This window comes from Candidatus Thioglobus autotrophicus (assembly GCF_001293165.1).
Taxonomy (GTDB): domain Bacteria; phylum Pseudomonadota; class Gammaproteobacteria; order PS1; family Pseudothioglobaceae; genus Thioglobus_A; species Thioglobus_A autotrophicus.
This window is the reverse complement of record NZ_CP010552.1, coordinates 513,010-537,549: the sequence shown is the minus strand read 5'-3', so window position 1 is coordinate 537,549 and position 24,540 is coordinate 513,010. Positions and strand designations below refer to the sequence as shown.

The 24,540-nt window shown below is 35.6% G+C and carries 37 protein-coding genes; 26 read left to right on the top strand and 11 right to left on the bottom strand.

The features are described 5' to 3' along the window. Positions 1 to 3: 3 nt before the first annotated feature. The 6 genes from SP60_RS02890 (at position 4) to SP60_RS02865 (ending at position 2,704) form a co-directional block, all read left to right on the top strand. Positions 4 to 327, top strand: coding sequence for a hypothetical protein (locus SP60_RS02890; RefSeq protein ID WP_053951194.1), 324 nt, complete (start codon positions 4 to 6; stop codon positions 325 to 327). A 3-nt stretch (positions 328 to 330) separates the two neighbouring features. Further along, positions 331 to 609, top strand: a complete 279-nt coding sequence (locus tag SP60_RS02885; protein WP_053951193.1) for a hypothetical protein — start codon at positions 331 to 333, stop codon at positions 607 to 609. Continuing rightward, positions 606 to 1,412 carry a hypothetical protein gene (locus tag SP60_RS02880; protein WP_053951192.1) on the top strand — a complete coding sequence of 269 codons (807 nt, stop codon included), beginning with the start codon at positions 606 to 608 and terminating at the stop codon, positions 1,410 to 1,412. Before SP60_RS02885 ends, SP60_RS02880 begins: the two co-directional genes overlap by 4 nt. Continuing rightward, positions 1,402 to 1,845, top strand: a complete 444-nt coding sequence (locus SP60_RS02875; RefSeq protein ID WP_144418581.1) for a hypothetical protein — start codon at positions 1,402 to 1,404, stop codon at positions 1,843 to 1,845. The genes SP60_RS02880 and SP60_RS02875 overlap by 11 nt, the downstream gene beginning before the upstream one ends. Before the next feature lie 190 nt (positions 1,846 to 2,035). Beyond that, a complete protein-coding gene (locus SP60_RS08320) occupies positions 2,036 to 2,221 on the top strand; it encodes a hypothetical protein (RefSeq protein WP_144418580.1) in 186 nt (61 codons plus the stop codon). Positions 2,222 to 2,407: 186 nt separating this feature from the next. Then, a complete protein-coding gene (locus tag SP60_RS02865) occupies positions 2,408 to 2,704 on the top strand; it encodes a hypothetical protein (RefSeq protein ID WP_053951206.1) in 297 nt (98 codons plus the stop codon). Positions 2,705 to 2,747: 43 nt separating this feature from the next. Here the strand turns inward: SP60_RS02865 and SP60_RS02860 are convergent, their stop codons facing one another. Beyond that, positions 2,748 to 3,053, bottom strand: a complete 306-nt coding sequence (locus SP60_RS02860) for a hypothetical protein (RefSeq protein ID WP_053951205.1) — start codon at positions 3,051 to 3,053, stop codon at positions 2,748 to 2,750. 117 nt (positions 3,054 to 3,170) lie between these two features. On the opposite strand from SP60_RS02860, the gene SP60_RS02855 reads away from it, so the two are divergent. Both SP60_RS02855 and SP60_RS02850 read left to right on the top strand, forming a co-directional pair. Further along, positions 3,171 to 3,521, top strand: coding sequence for a hypothetical protein (locus tag SP60_RS02855; RefSeq protein WP_053951204.1), 351 nt, complete (start codon positions 3,171 to 3,173; stop codon positions 3,519 to 3,521). Beyond that, positions 3,514 to 4,023 carry a hypothetical protein gene (locus SP60_RS02850; protein ID WP_053951203.1) on the top strand — a complete coding sequence of 170 codons (510 nt, stop codon included), beginning with the start codon at positions 3,514 to 3,516 and terminating at the stop codon, positions 4,021 to 4,023. Before SP60_RS02855 ends, SP60_RS02850 begins: the two co-directional genes overlap by 8 nt. Before the next feature lie 13 nt (positions 4,024 to 4,036). On the opposite strand, the gene SP60_RS08230 is transcribed toward SP60_RS02850, so the two are convergent. The 7 genes from SP60_RS08230 to SP60_RS02810 form a co-directional block, all read right to left on the bottom strand. Then, the gene (locus SP60_RS08230; RefSeq protein ID WP_082319629.1) at positions 4,037 to 5,239 is read right to left on the bottom strand and encodes a tetratricopeptide repeat protein; all 1,203 of its coding nucleotides are present in this window, start codon (positions 5,237 to 5,239) and stop codon (positions 4,037 to 4,039) included. A 73-nt stretch (positions 5,240 to 5,312) separates the two neighbouring features. After that, on the bottom strand, positions 5,313 to 5,582 hold the full coding sequence (locus SP60_RS02840; protein WP_053951202.1) for a hypothetical protein: 270 nt from the start codon (positions 5,580 to 5,582) through the stop codon (positions 5,313 to 5,315). A gap of 29 nt (positions 5,583 to 5,611) precedes the next feature. Next, entirely contained in the window at positions 5,612 to 6,250 is a 639-nt protein-coding gene (locus SP60_RS02835) for a metallophosphoesterase (protein ID WP_053951201.1), read from the bottom strand. A 235-nt stretch (positions 6,251 to 6,485) separates the two neighbouring features. Next, positions 6,486 to 6,863, bottom strand: coding sequence for a nucleotide pyrophosphohydrolase (locus SP60_RS02825; protein ID WP_053952199.1), 378 nt, complete (start codon positions 6,861 to 6,863; stop codon positions 6,486 to 6,488). Between the two features lie 59 nt (positions 6,864 to 6,922). Next, the gene (locus tag SP60_RS02820; protein WP_053951199.1) at positions 6,923 to 7,453 is read right to left on the bottom strand and encodes a hypothetical protein; all 531 of its coding nucleotides are present in this window, start codon (positions 7,451 to 7,453) and stop codon (positions 6,923 to 6,925) included. A 186-nt stretch (positions 7,454 to 7,639) separates the two neighbouring features. After that, a complete protein-coding gene (locus SP60_RS02815; protein ID WP_053951198.1) occupies positions 7,640 to 9,103 on the bottom strand; it encodes a tetratricopeptide repeat protein in 1,464 nt (487 codons plus the stop codon). After that, positions 9,078 to 10,385, bottom strand: coding sequence for a tetratricopeptide repeat protein (locus tag SP60_RS02810; protein ID WP_053951197.1), 1,308 nt, complete (start codon positions 10,383 to 10,385; stop codon positions 9,078 to 9,080). Before SP60_RS02810 ends, SP60_RS02815 begins: the two co-directional genes overlap by 26 nt. 90 nt (positions 10,386 to 10,475) lie before the next feature. Here SP60_RS02810 and SP60_RS02805 point away from each other — a divergent pair, with 90 nt between their 5' ends. The 7 genes from SP60_RS02805 to SP60_RS02775 all read left to right on the top strand — a co-directional run bounded on the left by SP60_RS02805 (position 10,476) and on the right by SP60_RS02775 (position 15,540). After that, on the top strand, positions 10,476 to 10,667 hold the full coding sequence (locus SP60_RS02805) for a hypothetical protein (protein WP_053951196.1): 192 nt from the start codon (positions 10,476 to 10,478) through the stop codon (positions 10,665 to 10,667). A gap of 79 nt (positions 10,668 to 10,746) precedes the next feature. After that, on the top strand, positions 10,747 to 12,828 hold the full coding sequence (locus tag SP60_RS02800; RefSeq protein WP_053951195.1) for a DUF262 domain-containing protein: 2,082 nt from the start codon (positions 10,747 to 10,749) through the stop codon (positions 12,826 to 12,828). A gap of 8 nt (positions 12,829 to 12,836) precedes the next feature. Next, positions 12,837 to 13,160, top strand: coding sequence for a hypothetical protein (locus SP60_RS02795; protein WP_053951194.1), 324 nt, complete (start codon positions 12,837 to 12,839; stop codon positions 13,158 to 13,160). 3 nt (positions 13,161 to 13,163) lie between these two features. Continuing rightward, complete coding sequence (locus SP60_RS02790) at positions 13,164 to 13,442, top strand: hypothetical protein (RefSeq protein ID WP_053951193.1); 279 nt, start codon at positions 13,164 to 13,166, stop codon at positions 13,440 to 13,442. Further along, positions 13,439 to 14,245 (top strand): hypothetical protein, encoded by an 807-nt coding sequence (locus SP60_RS02785; protein WP_053951192.1) that lies wholly within the window; start codon positions 13,439 to 13,441, stop codon positions 14,243 to 14,245. Before SP60_RS02790 ends, SP60_RS02785 begins: the two co-directional genes overlap by 4 nt. Continuing rightward, positions 14,235 to 15,182: a hypothetical protein gene (locus SP60_RS08430; RefSeq protein ID WP_233487285.1), complete on the top strand. Its 948-nt coding sequence runs from the start codon at positions 14,235 to 14,237 to the stop codon at positions 15,180 to 15,182. The genes SP60_RS02785 and SP60_RS08430 overlap by 11 nt, the downstream gene beginning before the upstream one ends. A 1-nt stretch (position 15,183) precedes the next feature. Next, positions 15,184 to 15,540 (top strand): hypothetical protein, encoded by a 357-nt coding sequence (locus tag SP60_RS02775; protein ID WP_053951191.1) that lies wholly within the window; start codon positions 15,184 to 15,186, stop codon positions 15,538 to 15,540. A 43-nt stretch (positions 15,541 to 15,583) separates the two neighbouring features. Here SP60_RS02775 and SP60_RS02770 read toward each other — a convergent pair whose 3' ends face one another. Genes SP60_RS02770 through SP60_RS02760 form a run of 3 tightly spaced genes read right to left on the bottom strand, consistent with a single transcriptional unit; the run spans position 15,584 to position 17,094 of the window. Then, a complete protein-coding gene (locus SP60_RS02770; RefSeq protein ID WP_053951190.1) occupies positions 15,584 to 15,970 on the bottom strand; it encodes a hypothetical protein in 387 nt (128 codons plus the stop codon). Then, the gene (locus tag SP60_RS02765; RefSeq protein WP_053951189.1) at positions 15,954 to 16,463 is read right to left on the bottom strand and encodes a hypothetical protein; all 510 of its coding nucleotides are present in this window, start codon (positions 16,461 to 16,463) and stop codon (positions 15,954 to 15,956) included. The genes SP60_RS02770 and SP60_RS02765 overlap by 17 nt, the downstream gene beginning before the upstream one ends. Then, positions 16,453 to 17,094, bottom strand: a complete 642-nt coding sequence (locus SP60_RS02760; RefSeq protein ID WP_144418578.1) for a hypothetical protein — start codon at positions 17,092 to 17,094, stop codon at positions 16,453 to 16,455. The genes SP60_RS02765 and SP60_RS02760 overlap by 11 nt, the downstream gene beginning before the upstream one ends. Positions 17,095 to 17,305: 211 nt before the next feature. On the opposite strand from SP60_RS02760, the gene SP60_RS02755 reads away from it, so the two are divergent. From SP60_RS02755 to SP60_RS02705, 11 genes are all read left to right on the top strand, one after another. Next, positions 17,306 to 17,680, top strand: coding sequence for a hypothetical protein (locus tag SP60_RS02755; RefSeq protein ID WP_053951187.1), 375 nt, complete (start codon positions 17,306 to 17,308; stop codon positions 17,678 to 17,680). A gap of 83 nt (positions 17,681 to 17,763) precedes the next feature. Further along, positions 17,764 to 18,936, top strand: coding sequence for an IS3 family transposase (locus tag SP60_RS02750; protein ID WP_082319619.1), 1,173 nt, complete (start codon positions 17,764 to 17,766; stop codon positions 18,934 to 18,936). A 314-nt stretch (positions 18,937 to 19,250) separates the two neighbouring features. Next, positions 19,251 to 19,532 (top strand): hypothetical protein, encoded by a 282-nt coding sequence (locus tag SP60_RS02745; RefSeq protein WP_053951186.1) that lies wholly within the window; start codon positions 19,251 to 19,253, stop codon positions 19,530 to 19,532. 16 nt (positions 19,533 to 19,548) lie between these two features. Next, on the top strand, positions 19,549 to 20,688 hold the full coding sequence (locus SP60_RS02740; RefSeq protein ID WP_053951185.1) for a coiled-coil domain-containing protein: 1,140 nt from the start codon (positions 19,549 to 19,551) through the stop codon (positions 20,686 to 20,688). A gap of 9 nt (positions 20,689 to 20,697) precedes the next feature. Continuing rightward, complete coding sequence (locus SP60_RS02735; protein WP_053951184.1) at positions 20,698 to 20,979, top strand: hypothetical protein; 282 nt, start codon at positions 20,698 to 20,700, stop codon at positions 20,977 to 20,979. 14 nt (positions 20,980 to 20,993) lie between these two features. Beyond that, positions 20,994 to 21,176: a hypothetical protein gene (locus SP60_RS02730; RefSeq protein WP_053951183.1), complete on the top strand. Its 183-nt coding sequence runs from the start codon at positions 20,994 to 20,996 to the stop codon at positions 21,174 to 21,176. A gap of 137 nt (positions 21,177 to 21,313) precedes the next feature. Then, on the top strand, positions 21,314 to 21,916 hold the full coding sequence (locus SP60_RS02725) for a tetratricopeptide repeat protein (RefSeq protein WP_053951182.1): 603 nt from the start codon (positions 21,314 to 21,316) through the stop codon (positions 21,914 to 21,916). A gap of 1 nt (position 21,917) precedes the next feature. After that, positions 21,918 to 22,562 carry a toxin-antitoxin system YwqK family antitoxin gene (locus SP60_RS02720; protein WP_053951181.1) on the top strand — a complete coding sequence of 215 codons (645 nt, stop codon included), beginning with the start codon at positions 21,918 to 21,920 and terminating at the stop codon, positions 22,560 to 22,562. A 63-nt stretch (positions 22,563 to 22,625) separates the two neighbouring features. Beyond that, positions 22,626 to 23,309, top strand: a complete 684-nt coding sequence (locus SP60_RS02715) for a hypothetical protein (protein ID WP_053951180.1) — start codon at positions 22,626 to 22,628, stop codon at positions 23,307 to 23,309. 9 nt (positions 23,310 to 23,318) lie between these two features. Next, entirely contained in the window at positions 23,319 to 23,642 is a 324-nt protein-coding gene (locus tag SP60_RS02710; protein ID WP_144418577.1) for a hypothetical protein, read from the top strand. Positions 23,643 to 23,655: 13 nt separating this feature from the next. Then, entirely contained in the window at positions 23,656 to 24,003 is a 348-nt protein-coding gene (locus SP60_RS02705; protein WP_053951178.1) for a hypothetical protein, read from the top strand. Positions 24,004 to 24,540: the final 537 nt, after the last annotated feature.

The window sequence follows — 24,540 nt, the reverse complement described above, 5'->3', positions numbered from 1 at the left end:
AACGTGGATAACAAGTTTGTACAACAACTAAAAAACTTCATCAAAGAATCCAATTGGATTTTTGCCAAGACCTATGCCAAGACGTGGCCACATGAATACATTGTTCGAGACAAAGTTGATAAGGGCTTGTTTATAAAAATGGTTGAGCATATAAGAGCAAATGGTTATGTTGGAAAGTTTTATAAAATGGATATTACATATTTTGATGAAGATGGCATGGTGTACTGGACTATGGGGGCACCTATTGACGACACTACAATTATTAACAGATGTGCCAAGGAGCAATCGTATGAATATCGATTGGCACACAACGATTTACCGAAATAACTTATGAATAAAATAAACGCACCATATAAAAAACTAAAGGAAATTATCATTGGCAAGCACAACGGTAGAATGGAGTTCAGAGACTTTGACAAAAAATGGTTCATTGAACTAAATGGAAAAAGAACAGTAATTGAGTCTATTGGCAGTTGTTTCTTTAAAGAGATTGACACCCTGTATAAGCCCAAGAATCCGTTTCCATCACACTCTGACCAATTTACCAATGAACTTATTGATGATGTTGAAGATGAGATTATAAAAAGGTTTAGTAGAAACAATACATGAAAGATAGAGATTGGACATCACAATATTACGATACTGCAGAGTTCTATTATTGGGAGCCACAGCACTTAGGGAAAATCAAGAACCCTAAGAGCAGATACAACAATCAACAAGATGTACTAGACCATATACAAAATATGGAAGTTTCATTGAATCACATGTTCAATGTATTTTTTAGAATAGTTCCATCTCAATTTATTAATACACTGCTCAATGAAACGTGCAATATCAATACTGACTCTATTATTCGTACTGATGTACAAGATAATTTCTACATGCAAGGAAGATACGATGTATTGAAGTTTAGCAAGTTAGTTCAACCTGATTTACTCTTTACATCTGAAATCACCAACTTTAGTATTGAGATGAAAATTGGCGCCAAATCCTCACTTGAGCAGGTGTACAAATATGCTCTACTTCATTGGTTAGAAGAAAAACACACAGTAATAAAGAAAGAGTCGGTGTTGTTGTACATGGGGGTCAAGGAGGAGTTCTCTAGTTTATGGTCTGAGAAATTTTCAAATCCATATGAGGCTATTCAAGCGGCGCTTGAACTCGATATTGATAACTTAAAAATCAGAGCATCAAAAACTGAATCAATACAAATTAATTGGAGCGAGGTTAAAGATATCTTAAAAAGAACTACTATTAGTTATTGTAGTTATCCAACATTCTGCACCATGCTGAATGTGCAGAGCCAAAGAATGCAAAGCGAGGCAAGTAGTCTCGAATGCAAAGAAATGACAAGAAATTTATTTGATGGTATGTGGTCTGAGTTATCTAGGAGAGGTCTGAGTGAAAGTTAGTAACGTCATGCCTTCACATCAAGCATTCTCAGATGTAGTTAAAAATTGCCCAATTAGTAGAAAGGAAATAAAAAAACTTGCTAACAGGCATATTAAGAATAAATTTCCATACACACTAGACTTTATTAAAAGCCTATCGTACAAAGACCACAACTACTGGTTTTACAACTATCTTATGGAAGGTCATAAAAAGGACGGTAGTTATGTTGCTATCAGGCAGCAGATTTATGTAGTGCAAACACCTGATGGTGAATCTCACTATGAATGGTCAAGCATTCCATACAATGCTGTCATTAACCCTGAAGAGGTTGCCATAAAAGACGAGAGTGATAGAGTAGAAAAATCATACATAATAAACCCACTTCAAGCAGTTAAAACAGCAAAGAAAACAGGCAAAGAGCCATTTGTATTCGATGGAATGAAATGCCACTAAATGTACTTTCATTTTGGCAATGGTCTAGTTCTGAGTTACTAGGGAATGCGCTTAGGGGCGTACTTGCAGAGTTTATCGTTGCATCAACAATAGATGTACTAGAACAACCAAGGGAAGAGTGGGATGCGTATGATTTAATAACAAAGTCAGGACTCAAGATTGAAATTAAATCATCTGCGTACCTGCAAAGTTGGAATCAACAGAATTATCGAAAATCATATTCGGCATACAGCCAACAGTTCTTTGGGATGAAAACAATAAACGCAGTGAAGAGGCAAAAAGACAAGCAGACGTGTACGTGTTCTGTGTACTTGCACATAAGGATAAAGGCACTGTAAACCCACTAGACTTATCCCAATGGGATTTTATGTACTAGACACTAAAGTGCTGAATGACAAAGTTCCAAAACAGAAAACAATAACATTATCAAGTTTGCTTAAGTTGAATCCAAGTCAGATAAAATACGATGGACTAACAAGCGAATTAACAAGAGGCAATAACATGAAGAAAATTATTATATTTAGCACTAGCATTATCAGCAACCTTTGCCAACGCACAAACATTGACACAAGCAGTTAATAAATTCAGTGGTACAGAAATCACGTCATCAGGTGAAATTGGAATTGGCGTTATGTCTGAAACTGATTTAAGTTTTAAATCAGCAGATGGTACGTTTGATGTTTTATTGGATGCAGGCAGACAAGCGCGTAAATCACTAGCAGGTTGTAAATTCACTATATTCTCAGGTGCCAACTGTAAAGCCGATATAAAGGCAGAGATTAAGGTCAAAGGTAACAGTGTTAAACTAATTGTTTATGAAATCAATAACTTAATGAGAATCAATAAGCAGCCTTATTGATATGGAAATATCAGCGTCTTTAGATTGTTAAGGTTAATTAAATCTAGTTAACACTTCGAACGTCTCGAATTACTAATTTTATTGGCAAATTAAACGTTTCAATGACTCGTCTGACCTTACGTATGTATTTATCAGAGTTTTTCTTCTTAATTAACAACAGTATTCCTGGTTGCTTTCCAGTTTCAGCAGAATAGTACAGTGCTTGTCCGATAGATTCGTACACTTTCAAACCTTGAGCCCAATCTGCTTCGAAAGCATGGGTGCCCGTTAAACAATCAACACGCGACCTGTCAGAAACAGCACTAATAACGCCAACAGTTGTATTGGTGTTATTAAGTTGAGAATCCATGATGGGCGTTATATTGAAGGCATGAGCGCTGATGATTTGAACGTGTCAAGCGCCGTTTTGCTGATATGAAATTGACTGTATCTGTTGAATTTAATAACAACCTAAAGGAGGTTGCACATGCATCAAACGTTTGATGAAGACGAATACGGTACTAGGTGCCCTGATAATTTTACTAAGGCAGAGAAGGTTGAATATATGCTTGATTTAACCATGCTCAATTCATTGTGCATGAAGTCCTCTGTCTTTATGAATGACTCTTGTAATGGCAAATACACGGTTAAGTTCGTTCTGAGTGAATCTGACTCGTACATACGTACTGAAGCATTCTTATATTGCGGAGACGAGACGTTGTGTTGGTTAAGTGGTGCAGAAGTTGATTGGTTGTACAATTGTGGTGAACACGTTGAAGGTTATGATGAGCACAAGGTTGGATTTGTGTTTAAGATGGATAAGGTGAATAATGTATAAAGAATATACACCTGAAGAGCGTAGAGCGTGGGCTAAGAAGAACTTTACTAAGTCACATCGCAAAGCATGGGCTAAAAAGAATTTCACAAAGAAACAACGTGATGCATGGCTTGCGAAGAAAGTTTTGGAAAACCATAAGGCGCAATTTAAAAATGAACACCATAAAGAAGAGCGAATAGCATGGGCAGAAAATAATTTTTCAAAAGAAGAACGTATTGCTTGGGCTAAAGAAAGGTTTACCGATGAAGATAGATACAAATATGTTTACGACATGAGAATGCTTAATAATTTGTATGCTAAGTCTGACCATTTGAAGAGCAATTATAAAACTCTTCACTTGACTCTTAAGCAGGTTAAATATAATAACAGTATATGTGGTCGCCATATTGGACTTTATGGAAACTATAAGTGGCTATGCTGGGTTTCTGATAGTGAATATGCTTGGTTACTGGATAAAGGGATTAACAAGTACGGGTATATTTCTAGCACCTGGTGGGGGTAATTTTTTTTAAAAACTAATACCCACGTTTCAACATTAATACTGCATCATTGAATCCAAGTTTTGCCGACTTCTTGAACCACTGCTCAGCAACGTCCTCGTCTTGCATCAGCCCATCTTCAGTAAGCAATCCGCGAGCGTTTATCCAACCCATGTTATAGGCAGCCATGGCGTTGCCGTTATTAGCAGCCTGCTCCATCTCACCCATTGTATCTCTATGCTTTTTATCGTACAAAATTGCTAAATTTGGATATGCTTTATCATTTCCGTTATAGCCTGCACGCTCCATCCAATAAATTAGTTCAACTAATTTTTCAATATCTATCTTTATCCAGTTTTCTGACAAGTCCCATGCGATACTGTATTGCGCATCCGCATTGTTATTATGTGCGGCTTTGAATAGCCATTCTTTACCGATTTTAGGTTGATTTAAACCGTTAGAGTCTGTGTAATATAATGACAAGATATTCTGTGCATTGGGATTGCCGTTAGTTGCCAGTTCTTCGATTAATTCTCTTGCTTCATTGAATTGACCTGAACTTGCTTTGTCGAGACTTTTTCTAATTAAGCCATCTTTGTCTCTCGCATAATTTTCTTCGTCCATTAAATCAAGTAAATTACTCGCATCATCTGCAAAACCACCTCCGCCTTTGACTGCTCTGTTTAACCAGTAACGTGCTTCAATAACGTCTTTTTTAAGACCAATGCCTGAGTAATACAGGGTTCCGAGTACTAAATGTGACTTCTGCATGTCATTTTTTGCAGCCTTATGATGCCAAAATGCTGCCTTTTCCAAATCTATATCAACGTTTCTTCCAAATTGATATGCCATTGCAACTGCTAGTTGTGCAAAGTCCATTCCTTGTTCGGCCGAGATTAGTAGAAGACTGAATGCCTTTTGCTTGTCTTGTTTCACGCCGTGACCGGCTTTATACATATTTGCCAGGTCGAAGATTGCATCTTTGTGCCCATTTTCAACTGCTACAGATGTCCACTTAAATGCCTTGTCGTAATCCTCAAGTTGGTACAAGTACAATTGACCTAGGAGTGCTTGTGTTGGTAGGTCACCAGATTCTGCTATTGGTATTAATAGTTTTTCTGCTTGTTTGAATTCGCCACTTTGTAGCAATTCTAGTACAGTGCTACTGGGCTCAGCATTAACATGGGAGAGCGATAGTGTCGATAAGATGATTAGTGCTAATAAGTGTTTTAAATTCATTGGTATAAATGATGATATTTGAATATACCATTATATATTTTTGAATTCATCGTAAAGATGAAGGTTGAATGTTTTATTTGTGTTGGTAATTAACCCCTATCAACAAATACAACTTATCCTTATCAATTCTCTGTTCGCCATCCCATCGATAAGAAACTAACTTTCCACCTGGCTTTGCTACACTGTAATCAAGGCAGGCAATGTTATCGGTTAAAGGTTTAATTTTACCCTCCATCCAGTAATGACCAAAGAATACTGGCTTATCCTGAGAGTCATATTCAAGCAAATAGTCACCAACAACAGGGATATCAGGAATATCATTTAGTACATCACTAGGGCCCATAAAGTAATCTTGATAAGTAACTGCATCTTTTAGCCAGTATTTAATACGTATGTGTGTTCTTGGGTTGCCATCCTTATCATTAAAGCCATATCCATCCTGGTAACGGGATTTCTTTGCCCCTTTAGAATGGTTTCAATTGCATCATTCTGCCATGTGCCTGTAATTGCCGATTGGTGAAGTAAATCATCGGTTAATTCTGAACTGCCCAGTTTGCTAATTAAGTCAAAATCCCAACAAGCATGTACAACTCGTATGCCGTCTAAATCTAGCCATAGAGGCAACGTTTTAAACCATTCAATAACATCTTCCTTTTCACTGGAATCGTTGTCATAAGCGCTTAAAAATGCCTTGTGTTGATTGGTATGTTTGTTATTGTGAGAGCGTAAGTGATTGCCATCACTATCTTGAGTGTAGTAAGCAATAGCATTGTATTCGTGATTACCCATTACACTTAGTGCATGGCCTTGTTCAATCATGGGGCGTACAATATTAATCACTTCTTTTTGATACTTGCCTCGGTCAACAAAATCACCTAAAAATATCATCTTACATTCAGTGTGCTTCCACACGCCATCAGTCTTTGTATAAGACAGTTTTTCTAATAGTTTTTCCAACTCAAGTGCTTGGCCATGAATGTCACCCACTAAGTCATAACTTTGTTTTTTCATAATGAATTTGATTGCTATTCGAATAAATCTCTCTGAGGATTTCTAAGTAAATTTATTCGCCTTGTTTTTGAATTTTGACACTTTAGTAACGCTTTGACTTTTTTATATTGGCTCGTATCCATCCATTCGGTGCTCATTATCATCTCTTGTTGGATGCACTTGCAAGAGGAGTTTTCGAAGTCGTTTGGTACCTTAATCGCCCTTACAGGTCTTGTTTTGAAGAGGTTAAACATAATCAAAGTGCAATTAAATCTTTAATCTTTTCTTTTAACGTTGTGCGCTTCGTAGTGCTTCCTTTTGAAGTGTCAACAGGATACTTTTCGCCATTCTTAACAATCTTATCTGTAACTGCATCCTCAATGTCTACGTTTAATTTATCTGCCAAACGAATCAAGTAAATCATAACGTCTGCCAATTCTTCTTTGACATGCTCGTTTTCATCAGTACCCATGATTGCTTCGGCTTGTTCAGGCGTTAACCACTGAAAAATTTCAACTAATTCTGACGCTTCAACAGACAGTGCCATTGCTAAGTTCTTTGGATTGTGAAACTGATTCCAATCACGCTCATCGGCAAAATCTGAAAGTTGTTTTTGTATTTTTTTGATGTTCATAATTAATTTGGTAGGTATGGATGGATTTAATGCGCTGTTTGGCATCATTAAAATCTATACTAAAATGGCTCTTTATCATCCACCTTTGATGATGCGCCAAAAAAACTTGTAATATCAAACCAATATTCGGTTGTATAACTAATCAATTTTTCTCTTCTCTTCTCTTCATATGCATCCACCCCTGAAGGGCCGCCACTCTTTAAGTCTTCTTTTAATTCATGCCAGTCTGACTTAGGGAGTGCGGTAACTTCATATGTCAATATATCGTAATCACGCTCGTTGTGTGTCTCCAACTTTTGACTAAGTTGCTTCCATCCTATGCCAGCATGTGGCTCACCAAGTAGACTAAATACAATCAACTCTTCGTAAATTCTTTTTTCAACAAAAGTATACTCAATATCTACACCATCAAAAGGCAAGCCTTTTGAAGCGGTAGGGTCATTTTTATCAATAATTACAGCATCTTCTTTAGTGTATCCCCAACCACCTAATATGGGCAACTCCCCATTAAGTGACTTGTAATCCTCGAATATAATTTGTCTAGGCGCCTCTTTAGAGTAAATTATTGGTTTTTCAATTTTAGTGGTCATAAGTAGTTTTATTAATAATTATATTGGAAAGTAAATTACCAAAAAAGAACTTCCATCGCCTTTGTAATCCTTAACCTCATCAATATCCTCTCTAAAAAATGTACATTCCAGGAAGTGAGGTTCGCGATGGGGGCTATGCAGAGACTGTATGCATGAAGAACTAATTTTCAAAAAATATTAAAAGCGTTAATATTCCGATAGTTTGTATTTCTCTATATTTTCAATTGCTTTCTTTGTAACATATTTATCGGAATTATCACGTGCTTTCTCATACCAAAATTTGGCTTTTTTGTAATCCTTTTCAACACCAAGGCCGAAAATATACTTAGAGCCTAAGTTATGTTGTGCATTAGGATTGCCTTGTTCTGCTGCTTTTTTATACCAATAATAAGCCTGTTTATAGTTCACAGGTGTTGACTCGCCTTTATCGTACATAAGCCCTAAATTGAATTGGGAAGGAGCGTGCCCCTGTTCTGCTGCCCTCTCAAACCATAAAAACGCCATTTCATCATTTTTAATAACATCCTTGCCTTTATGATACATACGGCCCAAATAATATTGAGCATCAGTATCCCCTTCCTTTGCAGGTTGTATATATTTTTCGTAACTATTAAACGATTGCAACATTTTGTCCAAAACATTTTTATCAATGCCTGCCGTTGTAAGGTTTTTCTTGATATTGTTATAAATATCTTGTTCAAGTACAAATAATTCTTTAACTTTTACGCTAGATAAGAAATTACGCATAGAATTAGTAGGATAATTTACACTTTTACTTGCAACCGTAAGAAATAATAATGATTTCTTTTTATAATAAGCATAAACATTAAATGTTGTAGGTGTTTCTGCTATATTTTTATACCCTCTCATTTTTGAAGATATGTAACGAGCGTCTTTTAAGTCATTAATAATAGAAACATTTTTTAATCCATCAGCACTTCCTAGAGCCTCAAGAGAGGCTCTTATTTCTGTAATAGGGTTTTCTAGCGTCAAACCAATGCATTCCGTTCTAAAAAAAGAATCTTCTGTTACTAGTTCAGCCTGCTCATATTCAGTAACGGCATTACTAACTTTATTTATTACTGGCTTTTCTGGGAATGTAACTTCAAATAAACAGTTATCAGGGCTATACACGTATGGTTGATATTTCTCTTTTAACCCTGGATATCTTTTATACATAAGGTCTAAATTACGCTGTGCATTATTAGCAATGATATCGTCTCCTTGTGCAATAGATTTTTTATACCAATAAACTGCCTGTTGATTATCCTTAGGGGTGCTTCCTTTGCCTTTGTCATACATAACGCCAAGAATGAATGGAGCGATATTATTACCATTCTCAGCCTTTTGCTTCCAGTACATTGGTGTGCCTTGCCAACTCATATTCAACACATAAACGAATATTGGTATAAAAATCACAAGAAAAACCTCTCTTGTTAAGGGTTTTTTAGAGAAAATTCTTGAAAGAATATCTATAACTATAACTATAAATAAAGGAATTCCAATTAAGAATGAAACCCCTCCTAAAATAAAGGCATAAGAAGCATCACCTTCAGTAACTTTATATGAATACCAAATACATACTATCAAAGACAAAACTAGCCATGGCCATACGGGTTTCCTTTTATTGTGTAATTTTTTTTGCAGCATCCTTTCTTTTCTTATATCGAATTAATAATACGTTGATAATCTTATATAGTAATAGTGCCAATAAAGCAAATACAGCCCAACCCGCTGCCGCCATACCTTTTTTAGCGCCTTCATATGCAATTGAAGCATCATCATATTTAGTGCTAACATAACCTTGTTCTTTTGCCTTACGGTACCATTCAGACGCTTGTTTTTCGTCTTTAAGTAAGCCGCCTCCGCCACTTTCATACATAACACCTAAATGATGCTGAGCATTGGCAAACCCTTGTTCAGCAGACTTTTTAAACCATTCAACTGCTTGCTTATCATTTTTAGGCACACCTTGACCATTAGCATACATTACGCCTAGGCTATCTTGAGCAGCGGCACCTCCTTGTTTTGCAGACATGCGATACCAGTAAGCCGCCTGTTTGTAGTCCTTAGATACACCTTTTCCAGATTCATACATTAGGCCTAAGTTAAACTGTGCATCACTATAACCTTGTACTGCGGATTTTTTATAAAATTCAACTGCACGCTTATAGTTTTTAGGGATATTTCGACCTTCAGAGTATATCACCCCTAAATTATATTGGGAAACTGAAAAACCCTGTTTAGAGGCTTTTGTATGCCAATAAACTGCTTTATTAACATCCTTAGGCAGCCCCCCTCTGCCGCTTTCATACATTAAACCTAAATTATATTGCGCTATGGAATAGCCTTGCTCTGCGGATTTTTTATATAATTCAACTGCTCGCTTATCATCTTTAGGTAGGCCACCTCTACCCTTGGCGTGCATTAAGCCTAAATTAGATTGCGCTATAGAGTAGCCTTGCGCCGCTGCTTGTTTATACAACTCAACCGCACGTTTACTGTCTTTAGGTAGCCCACCTCTACCCTCGGCATACATGAAGCCTAAATTAGACTGAGCATTGGCAAACCCTTGTTCAGCAGACTTTTTATACCATTCAACTGCTCGCTTATCATTCTTGGGAACGCCCCGACCATTTGTATATAGCACACCTAAATTATATTGAGCAGCGGCACCTCCTTGTTTTGCAGACATGCGATACCAGTAAGCCGCCTGTTTATAATCTTTAGGTGTACCTGTACCATGTTCATACATCATGCCCAAATTAGTTTGAGCGCCAATATTCCCTTGTTCTGCAAGATGTTTAAATTCTTTAAATGCTGTGTTATAGTTGCCTTTATTATAATTACTTACAGCACTAGTAAAATCTGCAAATGAAGTGTTTGCATAACTAGATAGCAGTAAATATAGCGATATTATTATTGACTTCATTGCTTAGTTAGGTATTTTTTTAATGGCATAAATTAGTAACTTAGATATCTTAATGGTATATTAATTTTATCACTTCAACATATAGGAACTATGTACAAAAAAACTATTAATTTACTTGTACCAACACTTTTGTTGTTTATCCCATTTAATACAGTAGCATTTGAGAGTGATGTTACAGTTAATGATGCCGCAAGAAAGGGGGATGTGCCACTAGTTGAGAAATTATTAATCCAAGGGTACAAACCAGATAAACCCAACAGACTTGGATTTGTTGCATTCTGAATTCCATTTAGCGCATAATTAATTACCTAATTTATACAAGTTAATATGAGTCACATTATTAATATTATTCGGAGTCCTTATGCAAGCAAGTGACAAGTCTTTAGTTGAAATAATACAAGGTCCAAAGCAGTTTTTAATACCAATCTTTCAGCGTACTTACAACTGGAAAGAAATTCATTGTGCGCTGCTATATAAGGACATTATAAGTCCAAGACAGGCTGGTCATTTTATTGGTTCAGTTGTATTGATTTCCAATTTAGAAACAACAGCAAGCATTCCTAAATGGCAGGTTATTGACGGTCAGCAACGACTAACCACGATTACATTATTAATAATTGCTTTATTAAAATGTGCAAGTGAGTTGGGAATGGAAAGTGTTTCTGCAACATCATTGGATGCAATTGAAGAATATTTTCTCACCAATAGATTTGGCGATGGAGATATGCACTACAAACTTTTGTTGACCAAACGTGATAAATCATCCCTTCGTGCATTGGTTGATAAAAAATATGATTCAGAAGATGTTTCAGATAATATGAAACGTAATTTTGATTACTTCTGTGACCAATTTATTGATAAGGAATCCATTGAGACTGCATATCAAGGACTGCAAACACTTAAGGTTGTTGAGGTTCTTTTGCAAATCAACCAAGATGACCCGCAAGCAATATTTGAAAGTTTAAACTCTACTGGCGTTGACCTTAGTCAGGCTGACTTGATTCGTAATTACGTACTCATGAACCAGCCACAAGATATTCAAACAGAACTATATGAAAATACATGGTTCCCTATGGAACAACTGTTCGGTGGGTTTTATGAGAAGAAATTTGACCGTTTTGCACAAGACTTCTTAACACTTGCGACCAAATCCAATATTCTTGTTAGGGCAGTTGATGTCTATGTTCTGTTCAAGCAATGGTTTTCAGAGCAAATAAATGATAAACCAATTGATGAAATACTCAACAATATTCATAATCAGGTGCGTTTCTATACTAACTATTCATTATTGCAAGAAAGTGACAATGAACTTAAAAATGCCTTTAGTGACTTAAAACGATTAATTGACGTTGCAACACCTGTCATTATTCGACTGTATCAATTACACGAAACAGACAAATTATCAAAAAATGACTTCATTAAATCTGTCAGATTGTTAGAGAGTTACATCCTAAGAAGGTCGGTTTGTGGAATGCAGACACGCTCGTATGGCAATCTATTTGCATCTCTTGCTCAAAAGATAACCGAAGAAAAGCCATTAGAGAGTCTATCTGTTGCAATTGCACGCTTCAGCAAAAATAGCAGATTCCCTAATGATGTTGAATTTATTGAATCGTTAAAGAATAACGATTTATATGAGTCGGCAAACTGTCGACTCATATTAGAGCGAATTGAGAATGATAGTAAAGAAAAGATTGATACTACTAAGTTCAGTATTGAGCACATCATGCCTCAAAATGAGAACTTGCGTAAAGAGTGGAAAGATATGCTTGGAGATGATTGGCAATTAGTGCATCAAACATGGCTACACAGACTTGGCAACTTAACGCTCACAGGTTATAACTCTGAATACAGTGATAAAGACTATCAAACCAAAAAAACCATTAATGGCGGGTTTGATGTGAGTCCACTTAGACTTAATCGGGATATGCGAGAAAGTGAAGTTTGGACAGAAAATGAAATGATTGCTAGAGCGGAAAGACTGGCAAATCAATCTATTCAATTATGGCCTTTATTGAAAATTTCCTCAAAATTAATATCAGAATATGCTCTAGATGAGCGCAAACATCTAAGTCATGGAAAAACAACCTCTGATGTTGATGGATTTAAGGAAAATACTACTGAACTCTTCAGTCAATTAAAATCATATATTGACAGCATAGCATCCGACTCATCATTAATTATTGGCAAAAAGAATCTCACATTCTATACATTGGAACCATTTCTTCAAGTAATACCAAGAAGTGGAAAACTTGCTATTGTTATGTCACTTGAATACGACCAAATACCTACTGAGATGCAAGAAATTTGCTCAGATACTCATGAATGGTCTTTTATTGTTTATGCTGATTTAAGTGGTGTGTATTGTGAAATAGAGCAAAAAAGTGATTTAAATAAATTCAAAGAATTGATTCGTCTTGCGTACGAAGAAGCCTTGTCATAGCAGTAAACGTGGATAACAAGTTTGTACAACAACTAAAAAACTTCATCAAAGAATCCAATTGGATTTTTGCCAAGACCTATGCCAAGACGTGGCCACATGAATACATTGTTCGAGACAAAGTTGATAAGGGCTTGTTTATAAAAATGGTTGAGCATATAAGAGCAAATGGTTATGTTGGAAAGTTTTATAAAATGGATATTACATATTTTGATGAAGATGGCATGGTGTACTGGACTATGGGGGCACCTATTGACGACACTACAATTATTAACAGATGTGCCAAGGAGCAATCGTATGAATATCGATTGGCACACAACGATTTACCGAAATAACTTATGAATAAAATAAACGCACCATATAAAAAACTAAAGGAAATTATCATTGGCAAGCACAACGGTAGAATGGAGTTCAGAGACTTTGACAAAAAATGGTTCATTGAACTAAATGGAAAAAGAACAGTAATTGAGTCTATTGGCAGTTGTTTCTTTAAAGAGATTGACACCCTGTATAAGCCCAAGAATCCGTTTCCATCACACTCTGACCAATTTACCAATGAACTTATTGATGATGTTGAAGATGAGATTATAAAAAGGTTTAGTAGAAACAATACATGAAAGATAGAGATTGGACATCACAATATTACGATACTGCAGAGTTCTATTATTGGGAGCCACAGCACTTAGGGAAAATCAAGAACCCTAAGAGCAGATACAACAATCAACAAGATGTACTAGACCATATACAAAATATGGAAGTTTCATTGAATCACATGTTCAATGTATTTTTTAGAATAGTTCCATCTCAATTTATTAATACACTGCTCAATGAAACGTGCAATATCAATACTGACTCTATTATTCGTACTGATGTACAAGATAATTTCTACATGCAAGGAAGATACGATGTATTGAAGTTTAGCAAGTTAGTTCAACCTGATTTACTCTTTACATCTGAAATCACCAACTTTAGTATTGAGATGAAAATTGGCGCCAAATCCTCACTTGAGCAGGTGTACAAATATGCTCTACTTCATTGGTTAGAAGAAAAACACACAGTAATAAAGAAAGAGTCGGTGTTGTTGTACATGGGGGTCAAGGAGGAGTTCTCTAGTTTATGGTCTGAGAAATTTTCAAATCCATATGAGGCTATTCAAGCGGCGCTTGAACTCGATATTGATAACTTAAAAATCAGAGCATCAAAAACTGAATCAATACAAATTAATTGGAGCGAGGTTAAAGATATCTTAAAAAGAACTACTATTAGTTATTGTAGTTATCCAACATTCTGCACCATGCTGAATGTGCAGAGCCAAAGAATGCAAAGCGAGGCAAGTAGTCTCGAATGCAAAGAAATGACAAGAAATTTATTTGATGGTATGTGGTCTGAGTTATCTAGGAGAGGTCTGAGTGAAAGTTAGTAACGTCATGCCTTCACATCAAGCATTCTCAGATGTAGTTAAAAATTGCCCAATTAGTAGAAAGGAAATAAAAAAACTTGCTAACAGGCATATTAAGAATAAATTTCCATACACACTAGACTTTATTAAAAGCCTATCGTACAAAGACCACAACTACTGGTTTTACAACTATCTTATGGAAGGTCATAAAAAGGACGGTAGTTATGTTGCTATCAGGCAGCAGATTTATGTAGTGCAAACACCTGATGGTGAATCTCACTATGAATGGTCAAGCATTCCATACAATGCTGTCATTAACCCTGAAGAGGTTGCCATAAAAGACGAGAGTGATAGAGTAGAAAAATCATACATAATAAACCCACTTCAAGCAGTTAAAACAGCAAAGAAAACAGGCAAAGAGCCATTTGTATTCGATGGAAATGAAATGCCACTAAATGTACTTTCATTTTGGCAATGGTCTAGTTCTGAGTTACTAGGGAATGCGCTTAGGGGCGTACTTGCAGAGTTTATCGTTGCATCAACAATAGATGTACTAGAACAACCAAGGGAAGAGTGGGATGCGTATGATTTAATAACAAAGTCAGGACTCAAGATTGAAATTAAATCATCTGCGTACCTGCAAAGTTGGAATCAAACAGAATTATCGAAAATCATATTCGGCATACAGCCAACAGTTCTTTGGGATGAAAACAATAAACGCAGTGAAGAGGCAAAAAGACAAGCAGACGTGTACGTGTTCTGTGTACTTGCACATAAGGATAAAGGCACTGTAAACCCACTAGACTTATCCCAATGGGATTTTTATGTACTAGACACTAAAGTGCTGAATGACAAAGTTCCAAAACAGAAAACAATAACATTATCAAGTTTGCTTAAGTTGAATCCAAGTCAGATAAAATACGATGGACTAACAAGCGAAATTAACAAGAGGCAATAACATGAAGAAAATTATTATATTAGCACTAGCATTATCAGCAACCTTTGCCAACGCACAAACATTGACACAAGCAGTTAATAAATTCAGTGGTACAGAAATCACGTCATCAGGTGAAATTGGAATTGGCGTTATGTCTGAAACTGATTTAAGTTTTAAATCAGCAGATGGTACGTTTGATGTTTTATTGGATGCAGGCAGACAAGCGCGTAAATCACTAGCAGGTTGTAAATTCACTATATTCTCAGGTGCCAACTGTAAAGCCGATATAAAGGCAGAGATTAAGGTCAAAGGTAACAGTGTTAAACTAATTGTTTATGAAATCAATAACTTAATGAGAATCAATAAGCAGCCTTATTGATATGGAAATATCAGCGTCTTTAGATTGTTAAGGTTAATTAAATCTAGTTAACACTTCGAACGTCTCGAATTACTAATTTTATTGGCAAATTAAACGTTTCAATGACTCGTCTGACCTTACGTATGTATTTATCAGAGTTTTTCTTCTTAATTAACAACAGTATTCCTGGTTGCTTTCCAGTTTCAGCAGAATAGTACAGTGCTTGTCCGATAGATTCGTACACTTTCAAACCTTGAGCCCAATCTGCTTCGAAAGCATGGGTGCCCGTTAAACAATCAACACGCGACCTGTCAGGCAGAACGTACTCTGCCTGACCGCCCATCTCTTTGCAGAACAATCTATTGTAGTAATCTTCATTTTCTACGGCAAGCGCATTACCTGACAATAAAGTAAGTAATAGTACTGCTAGGTATCTAATGTTCTTGCTCACGATAATGCTCTTTAACTGATATGTTGTACTTTTTCAGAAATTTAATACGATGAACGATGTATTTCGTAATTGAAACTGCTTCATGTATTTCTGAACACTTCAGTTCAACAACTGTGCCAAATCCAGCATCTTTATTTCTACCTTCATAAATATTGAGCCAGCAAACACCATTTGCCTTAGATACGATTATCTCTTGTCGCTTACTAGGGTTGTACCTACAGCCACGAACTTGAGCAACGTACTTAACAATATCATCATGTGTCTTTATACGACTTTGTAATTCTGATATATAATCTTTACTATCATGCGTACCTTTTTTAATTCCAAATACTTTTGGTGTTTTAATTTCTATATCGGGTTTTTTCAGCAATAACTCCGATAGAAATTTCTTTTTTTCAAATGGTGATTCAACAGAATAATTGACAACATTGTCTTGCTCTTCATAGTGTTGTGCAATGTCCTCATCACTCATAATAAGGCTACTAATCTTCATCTTTCATCTCCCTAAATTTTCTAACTAACTTAATCTTTGCAATAATTGATTGACGTAACAACCAAACTGTAAATAACAAAATAAATGCATATGAAATTGCTGGCGCACTTCTTGGCCATGCTTTATATTTGATTAAAGATGAAACCCCACTCCAACCATCCTCTTTGACAATGTCTTCAATTGAGAATGTGATACTCCTTCGTACACTGCTCCAAATTTCAGGAACGGCATTTGTACTAACCCTTATGTCTGAGTCTAGTGCATTTAGTTTTGACAAATAATATGTAGGCACTCTCTCATGGTCTTGGTACTCTCTATTGTCACTCTCTAGCACTCCATATTTACCTTTAATTGTAACTTTAGCGCCATAGTGGGTTCTTGTGTTTTTAAGTAAATCAGTGACTCTATGCAGGCAACTTTTTCCATCTTGATTGGTTAGTTCCATACAAACTGATGTTGATTCATCAATTACACTTATAAGGTTTTTTAAACGATTTGACTCTATAAAGTCGATGCTTTTGTAATAGTAGTTGTTATTAACATAGACTGAACCAACGAACGCAGCAAAGACAATCGACCAGAATACCAACGGCCTATCTAATTTAATTGTTTCAAAAAATTTATCAATCATATTAATTTCCATTTTAGTTTTATAAAATTATAGGCCATATAAATATTTTTTTCATTAATTAATATTTAATGGAATATATTGATTTGACGGTACTTTATCGGTATTTTAGATAAGATTATCTTGTATTGCTATTGTGTATTACAACATATACACTTTATAAAAATGATTTTCATGGTATGATGGTTTCCAAGTTAACAAAATAAACAGAGAAATGAGTTATTTAGAAAAACGTGTGCCGTACAGAACAGATGGAAAGAAAGTTGCAAGTGCAAGAGTGTCAGAGGTTGTTATGACAGCATTAAGTGATGCGTCCAAAGATGCAGATATATCAGGCTACTCTTTCACAGTATCTAAGATTATTGAAAAAGCATTAAATGACACGCTGGTTGAACTTCGTGAAAAAACATTTATTGATTACTATAAGTTAGTTGGCTGGAAAAGAGAAATGGAGCAATTACAAACAGAACTTTCAAATGATGGACTTGCACTTTTTTTTGATTTTGACAATGAACTTAAAAAAATTAAAAGAGATACTGTTGTTGAGGGGCAAAAAACAGATTACGACTTGTTTAATGATAATTTATAACACCCCAATAAATTAAGACAACAATTTAAGATTTCTTATTTCGAACGAGTTAAACTTAACCCAACAATTCGGAGTAAAAAATTATGAGTAAAAAACGTACAACCTACAGCTCAGCATTTAAAACAAAATTAGTACTTGAACTATTACAAAATGCAGATACCCTGGCAGAGATTGCCAGCAAGCATAACATTCTTCCACAAAACCTAGTGAACTGGAAGAAGACCTTCCTTGCCAACGCAGAGATTGCTATGGAGCCCTCTAAAGCAGTTAAAGAGTACAAGGAGGAGCTTATTAAATCACAAGAGAAGAACGAGCGCTTAACAGCGCTGGTAGGTAAAGTAACCGTAGAGAAGGAATGGTTAGCAAAAAAGCTAAAAAGCTTGGGCTCATCTAAACTAAAACAATTAGTTGATCTCAAGCCATCACCAGCATCTATCTCTATTAATCATCAATGTCAGCTGCTTGGCATTAACAGAAGTGGCTTGTATTACAAGCCACGAGTTAACCACGCCAAGCAAACAATTAAGAGTCATATCACCAAGGTGTTTGAACAGATACCCATTTACGGCGAGAAGAAGGTGCATCAGCAACTGCTTGAGGATGGTATCAAGGTCAGCTTAAATACGGTAGCTCGCTACCGTCAAGAGTTGGGCTTAAAGGCTGTATTGGCCGTTAAACAAGTCAATACAACCATGCCAATCAAAGAGCATAAGAAATACACCTATAAGCTCAGAGGGCTTAATATTAGCCATGCTAATCATGTCTGGAGTACCGACATCACCTACATCAAGATTGCCGGTGGCATGGTCTATATGGCAGCCATCATTGATTGGCACAGCAAAGCTGTGCTATCACACAGAATATCTAACACCATGGATGTTCAGTTAGTGATGAGTGTGCTCAATGATGCACTAGCTAAGTATCCATATCCAGAGATCTTTAACACCGATCAAGGTAGCCAGTACACCAGTGAGATACACACTCAAAGGCTTAAAAATCTAGGTATTACTATATCCATGGATGGTAGGGGTAGAGCCACAGATAATATCTGCATTGAGCGCTTCTGGCGAAGCGCCAAATGCGAAAGAATCTATTTGAACGAATACCAAAATATCAATGAGTTAACCACTGATGTAGATGACTATATTGAGTTTTACAACCATCGAAGATTCCATCAAACGCTAGACTACAAAAAACCAATGGACGTGTACCAAGAAAGTATAAAATTAAACCAGAATAAGAAGAAGGCCTCTTAGGATGTTCTATATAAGAAATTTTAAAAAGTTGTCAGAGGTTTTGGGGTGATAAAATTTGATAGGTTTGCAAAGTGAAATATATGAGAAATGGAATAACAATATGAAAGAACAGAGTATTGATTTGGCTTTGAGTTTGCCAGTTATGAATTCCCCAAGCCCTCATGATATTTTTATTCCATCAAAGATTTCACCCTAACAATGACAAATAAAATACTCGCCCTCTGATGAGTAGGCAGCCTGTAATCTTTCAGTAGGATTGTCTGTCCCTATGCTGCGAAAACAAACACTTTATTAAAAACAACAGAGATATAAAAATGAAAAAGAAAATATTTATGTACAAAACAAAACATACTGAAGCAAGACAACAGCAACGAGGCATTAAAAATGAAACAGTTGATTTACTACTTCAGTATGGAAAAAAGACATATAGGAATGATGGAACGGCAATATTGTCCTTTCCAAGGAAAGTGCAGGAAAAACTAGAGCAAGAACACAAAGGTATTAAAAATCTTAGGAATGCTTATGCGCTTATAACGACTAACGAAAATAGAATTATTACAGTTGGTCACAGATACAAGAAATCATTAACTCACTAATAAAAAAACAATAATTATGATAGTAAAAGTACAAGGCAACGGACACGCAAACTTAGATTCATTTCCATTTCGATATGGATTTACATATAGTACTACTGAAAGATTAGAACTAACTAACGTTAAGAATAAAAGTGAAGTAGTTGATAACAGATACCATGTCGATGCTAGTTTTAAAAACCCTGAGACCAATAAAACTGAAAAAGGACACTTTGTTCTGCTTAACGACAACGAAAGTACAGTAGTAACTGTTTGGGGTTTTGGTATGGATAACAAAGATGAGACACGTTTATCTGAAACACTACGTTCGGCTCGAGTTCGTGGAAAAATTACCACTAATGATATGATGATGATGCACAGTCAAAAAATACGTTCTCTAGATGAATTTATTGATTACTTGGCGGACAAGTACAGCAATACAGAAGTTGCACTGATTACTGAAGATGCAAACAAGAAAGTTGAGAACTTAAGTAAGGCATTGAGTAAATTACATCAAGAAAAGCAATCCCTACAATCTGATATTGACAAGAAAGAATCTGAAGTTAATGAATACAAAAAAATAATTGCAGAACTTAAGTCAGCAACAAGCAATGCTTACGATAATCGAAATAGTGGTGGTGTATGGAATCCCGGTGTTTACACGGTAATTAGCGTAGATTGGGGTAACAAAGGTAGAAATAACCAGAGAGCGGTTTTTGTTAGACTTCGAGACAAAAATGGCGTTGAATTCGAAGTTGCTAATAACTGGATACGTGGGCTTGAAGATAGATTTAGACAAGCAACGATATTAGTAGGAGAAACCATCAAGTACTCAACCTTGGGTAGTTATGGTCGAGACTGGTTTATGAATATCAGTACTGATATTAGTGAAAGTGACTTATCAAATAGACCAAAAACAGTTATGAGACAAGTTCAAACAAACAGTCCTGGATACTACATTGAAGATGTTCAAGTAGTATCTGGCAGTGAATTCAATAGCAATTGGCGTGGCAATATGCAAAAAGTTACCACCAATAAAGGCATCTATATCGATAACATTACAAACCCTGAAAATCCAATGCTAACACCTGGGTTTGACTGGTCTTCAGTTATTAATAATACGGTTTATGACGCCGTTATAAGACATAGTCGCGGTTGCGATTGGATTAACAAGCGTTAAGGATGAGACATGGGTAAATATTTAAGTATAAAAAGTGACCCTTCATATCTTTTGGCACAAAGAAAATTCTATATTGAAGATATCGAAGTAATACCAGGAAGTGAATTAAATAGCAATTGGCAAGGTGATATGCAAAGAGTTTTTACTGATAAAGGTATTTTTATTGACAACATTGTCAACCCTAGAAATCCAACATTAACACCTGGATTTGATTGGCCTTCAGTCGTTGGAAGAACTATTGAGGCAACTATAAATCAAAGTAAAAACTATTATTGGATTAGTAAAGAATGAACACGGAGTAAAAAATGGGTATAAGCAGAATGCAAGCATCAAGACAAGGCAAAGCAACATCTAATATAAAGGCAAAAAAATTAATCCAAGGCAGACAGATGCGTAGAAAAGTTGCTAGACTTGAAGCAAAGGGATATAAAGTCACTGTTAACGACAATGATGGCAAGCCAAACTTTCATGGAAAACTAGGAAAATAATAAATTATGGATAATACATACATAACTTTTCACATTTACGTAGCAATTGGGTTAGTAATCTTACTGCCACTATCAGGGGTTGTAGCCTGTTGGGTTTTCAGAAAAATGCGTGACAAGAAACATGAATTAAACCACTTATGAGATTAATAGCAATATTTTTACTAATAAGTTTTGCTGGTGCAATTAATGCGGACTTTGATGATGCATACGGGTATTTAAAGCAAAAAGAATACATAAAAGCACTTAAAGAATTCAAACCATTGGCAGAGCAAGGTCATGTTCCATCTCAGATGAACCTAGGTTGGATGCATCATAAAGGATTGGGAGTTGAACAAAATTATAAAACTGCTATCAAATGGTATGAAATGGCTGCAAATCAAGGTGACAATGAAGATGCACAACATACACTTGGCAATCTGTACAGAAATGGAGAAGGTAAAAAAGGTGCTGTTACTAAAGACCTGAATAAAGCAATGTACTATTATAAAAAAGCATCTGATAATGGATTTCCATATTCAACTTTTACTATCGGTCTTATGTATGAAAAAGGTGAAGGCGTAGATAAGAGTGTTAAAAATTCTGCTAAATGGTTCAAAAAAACTTATGAGCATGGCAGTATTCAAAAGAAAGTACTCGGACTTTGGGACTCATTTAGAATTGCTTTTTTGTTAGATAACTATAAGGATATTCATTACAAATATCGTTTATTGGCAAACAAGTCACTTGATTTAAAGGAATAGAATGATTAAATACGTATTACTACTTTTTATACTCACTCTAAACGTCGCACAAGCGAATGTACAAGCAACCTATCGCAACGGTTTACTAATAAATCCAAGCACTAACCAACCCTACACAGGCAACCTAGAGACCATTAATAATGATTGGGGTAAAGACTCTATTGAATTCTCTCAAGAGTACGTAAATGGTGCCATGCATGGTGCCGATAAGGTCTTTTACAAATCAGGCAAGTTGAAAACTATTGGTTATTTTGAAAATGGATTGTTAGAAGGCACAACAAAAATCTACTTTGAAGATGGTTCATTAATGGGTAGTGTAGACTTTAAAAAGCATCAGAAGCACGGTCGAGGTGTTAGATTTTATCCCAATGGCGTTAAACAATTAGAACGTTTTTTTGTTAATGATAAACTAGAGGGTGTATCTAAGACTTGGTACGATAGTGGTGTACTAATGCTAGAGGAAAACTACAAAAATGGAATGCTTCACGGAACGTTAAAAAACTACTACGAGGATGGCGGTATATTTGAAGAAGTTAAGTACAACTTTGGCACACCTAAGACCATGATTATCTATCATGAAGACGGCTCTATTGCTGACAAGAAAGGGTTTTTGAATAAAAAGATAATTGATAGTATTATAGGTTGACCTTTTCTCAATATTGAATTAAGCATATAATCGAGGCATGTGCATTATTAACACAAGAAAATTATGATACAAAAGGTTGTAAATTCTCTCAAATTAGATAGACCACTTAGGTACTACGCATTTCTATATTTACTTGTAATATTGCTAACTTATGCTGGAAATTTCTTCTTCTACCAAAGTGTAGGAGCAAAAGAATGGGCTAGTATTGGTAACCACATTGAGTCAGCGAATAAATACGCATCATTGTGTATAAAACTGACAAAAGGCAACACTAATAAATGCATTGAAGAGGTAGAAGAATTTGCAAAAAATACCTCGGATTATTATGGGTACAAAGTCTTAATAGACGGTAAAGAAATAACAGATAGCAGGCGATACCCTGACGAACGTGAGCCAATCGTTAGAAGTGGACACCTGTCATCATTAAACACCTCTATAGAAATCACTAGAAATTCTGTACCCAATATTTGGTACAGCGTATGGAGAAGTGCAACATTCTCTGCTAGTGAAATTATAAACAAAATTCAAGATGGTAAATCTAATGAAGAAATTGAACGATTTATTACACGAACAGCAATGTGGCGTAGTTTTCCCCATTTATCATTTTTATTCCTAGTGTTTTTTGCTAGTGGTTTTATGAGAAGGTCAATCATTGCACAAAAGGAACTGATTAACGAACTTGAAGAACTTGAAGCAATAGAACTTGAAGAATTGGAAAATGAATTCGATAACAAATCTAATGACTAGGTGGATGCTATGAATGAGAAAGACAAAAGGAACGCTCAAAAGTATAGAAGCAAAAGCGTACATAAAGACAAATTTTCCAAAGAAGCAAGGCAAGATAAAGATATAAGAAAATTTGGATATCACATTACAGACCATGCAGTGGTTCGCTACTTAGACCGTGTAATGAACCAACCAGTTGAACGTTACAGACATGAAAGAATTGTGCCTACTGGAAAAGAAGACGAAGTAAGTAATTGGAAAGAAGGCTATGAGAAGTACATTGAACTGAATAACTATCAGTTGGTAATAAAAAACCAAACAGTTGTAACAGTATTGCCACCTAAAGGTGGTTGATTAAGAAAAAAACATGAGTAAAAATTACAATATTATGGCACTTCAAGGTTATACCGACATGTCTGACCAAGACTTCGTTGAAGAAATGGGAATGCCACAAGAATTAGCATTCAAACCAGACATGAATCTATGGATGACTTATCATGTTTATTTAAAGAACAAGAAACTTGAAACTCCTGAAGAAACTGAAAGATTGCTGATGGAGCAATTTATGCAGATGAGAATAATCATTTCACCACGTATATGGGTGGACATGAATGTTTTTCCTGAACGAAAATTGATTAGCCAAGATGGCGAGGATTGGTGGATGAATGATTCAGACCTAATGGAAGCCTGTAAACAGACTTATCACAGGTATTAAAAACCTCTTAAAACTAAAAAACCATAACTGTTCCCCACGGAACACTTTATCAACTCAATAATCAATCCTATCTGAGGTGCATGTAGACGTTATCTTAGATAGTGTATCTTTAATTAAACAATTTAACTCTGTCTTATTAACAATCTGATTATCAAGTACACGTGCTCAATAGTACAAACAGTGGATAACAACTTCTTGATTGTATTGAACTGATATTCATTTGAAGTTCAACGATATGTACTTGAAGTGCTTCTCTGTGTATTCAATAACATCTATGTACTTGAAGTGTTTGGTATTAACCTTGATTCGTTGATATTCAATTAATGTTCATTTAAGTGGTATCAATTACAATCAAGTGAAGTATCTTTATATTGTGAATGCTTTGGTTATCTTACTTGTTCTATCTAATTGATAATGATTCTCATCTAATTTACAATCAGACACTCTGAGGGTCTAGACATCGTATTTTTTTAAAAATTACAATACCTTTCAGAGTTTGTAGAGCACAATCAAAATATGAATACTAGAACGCCATAA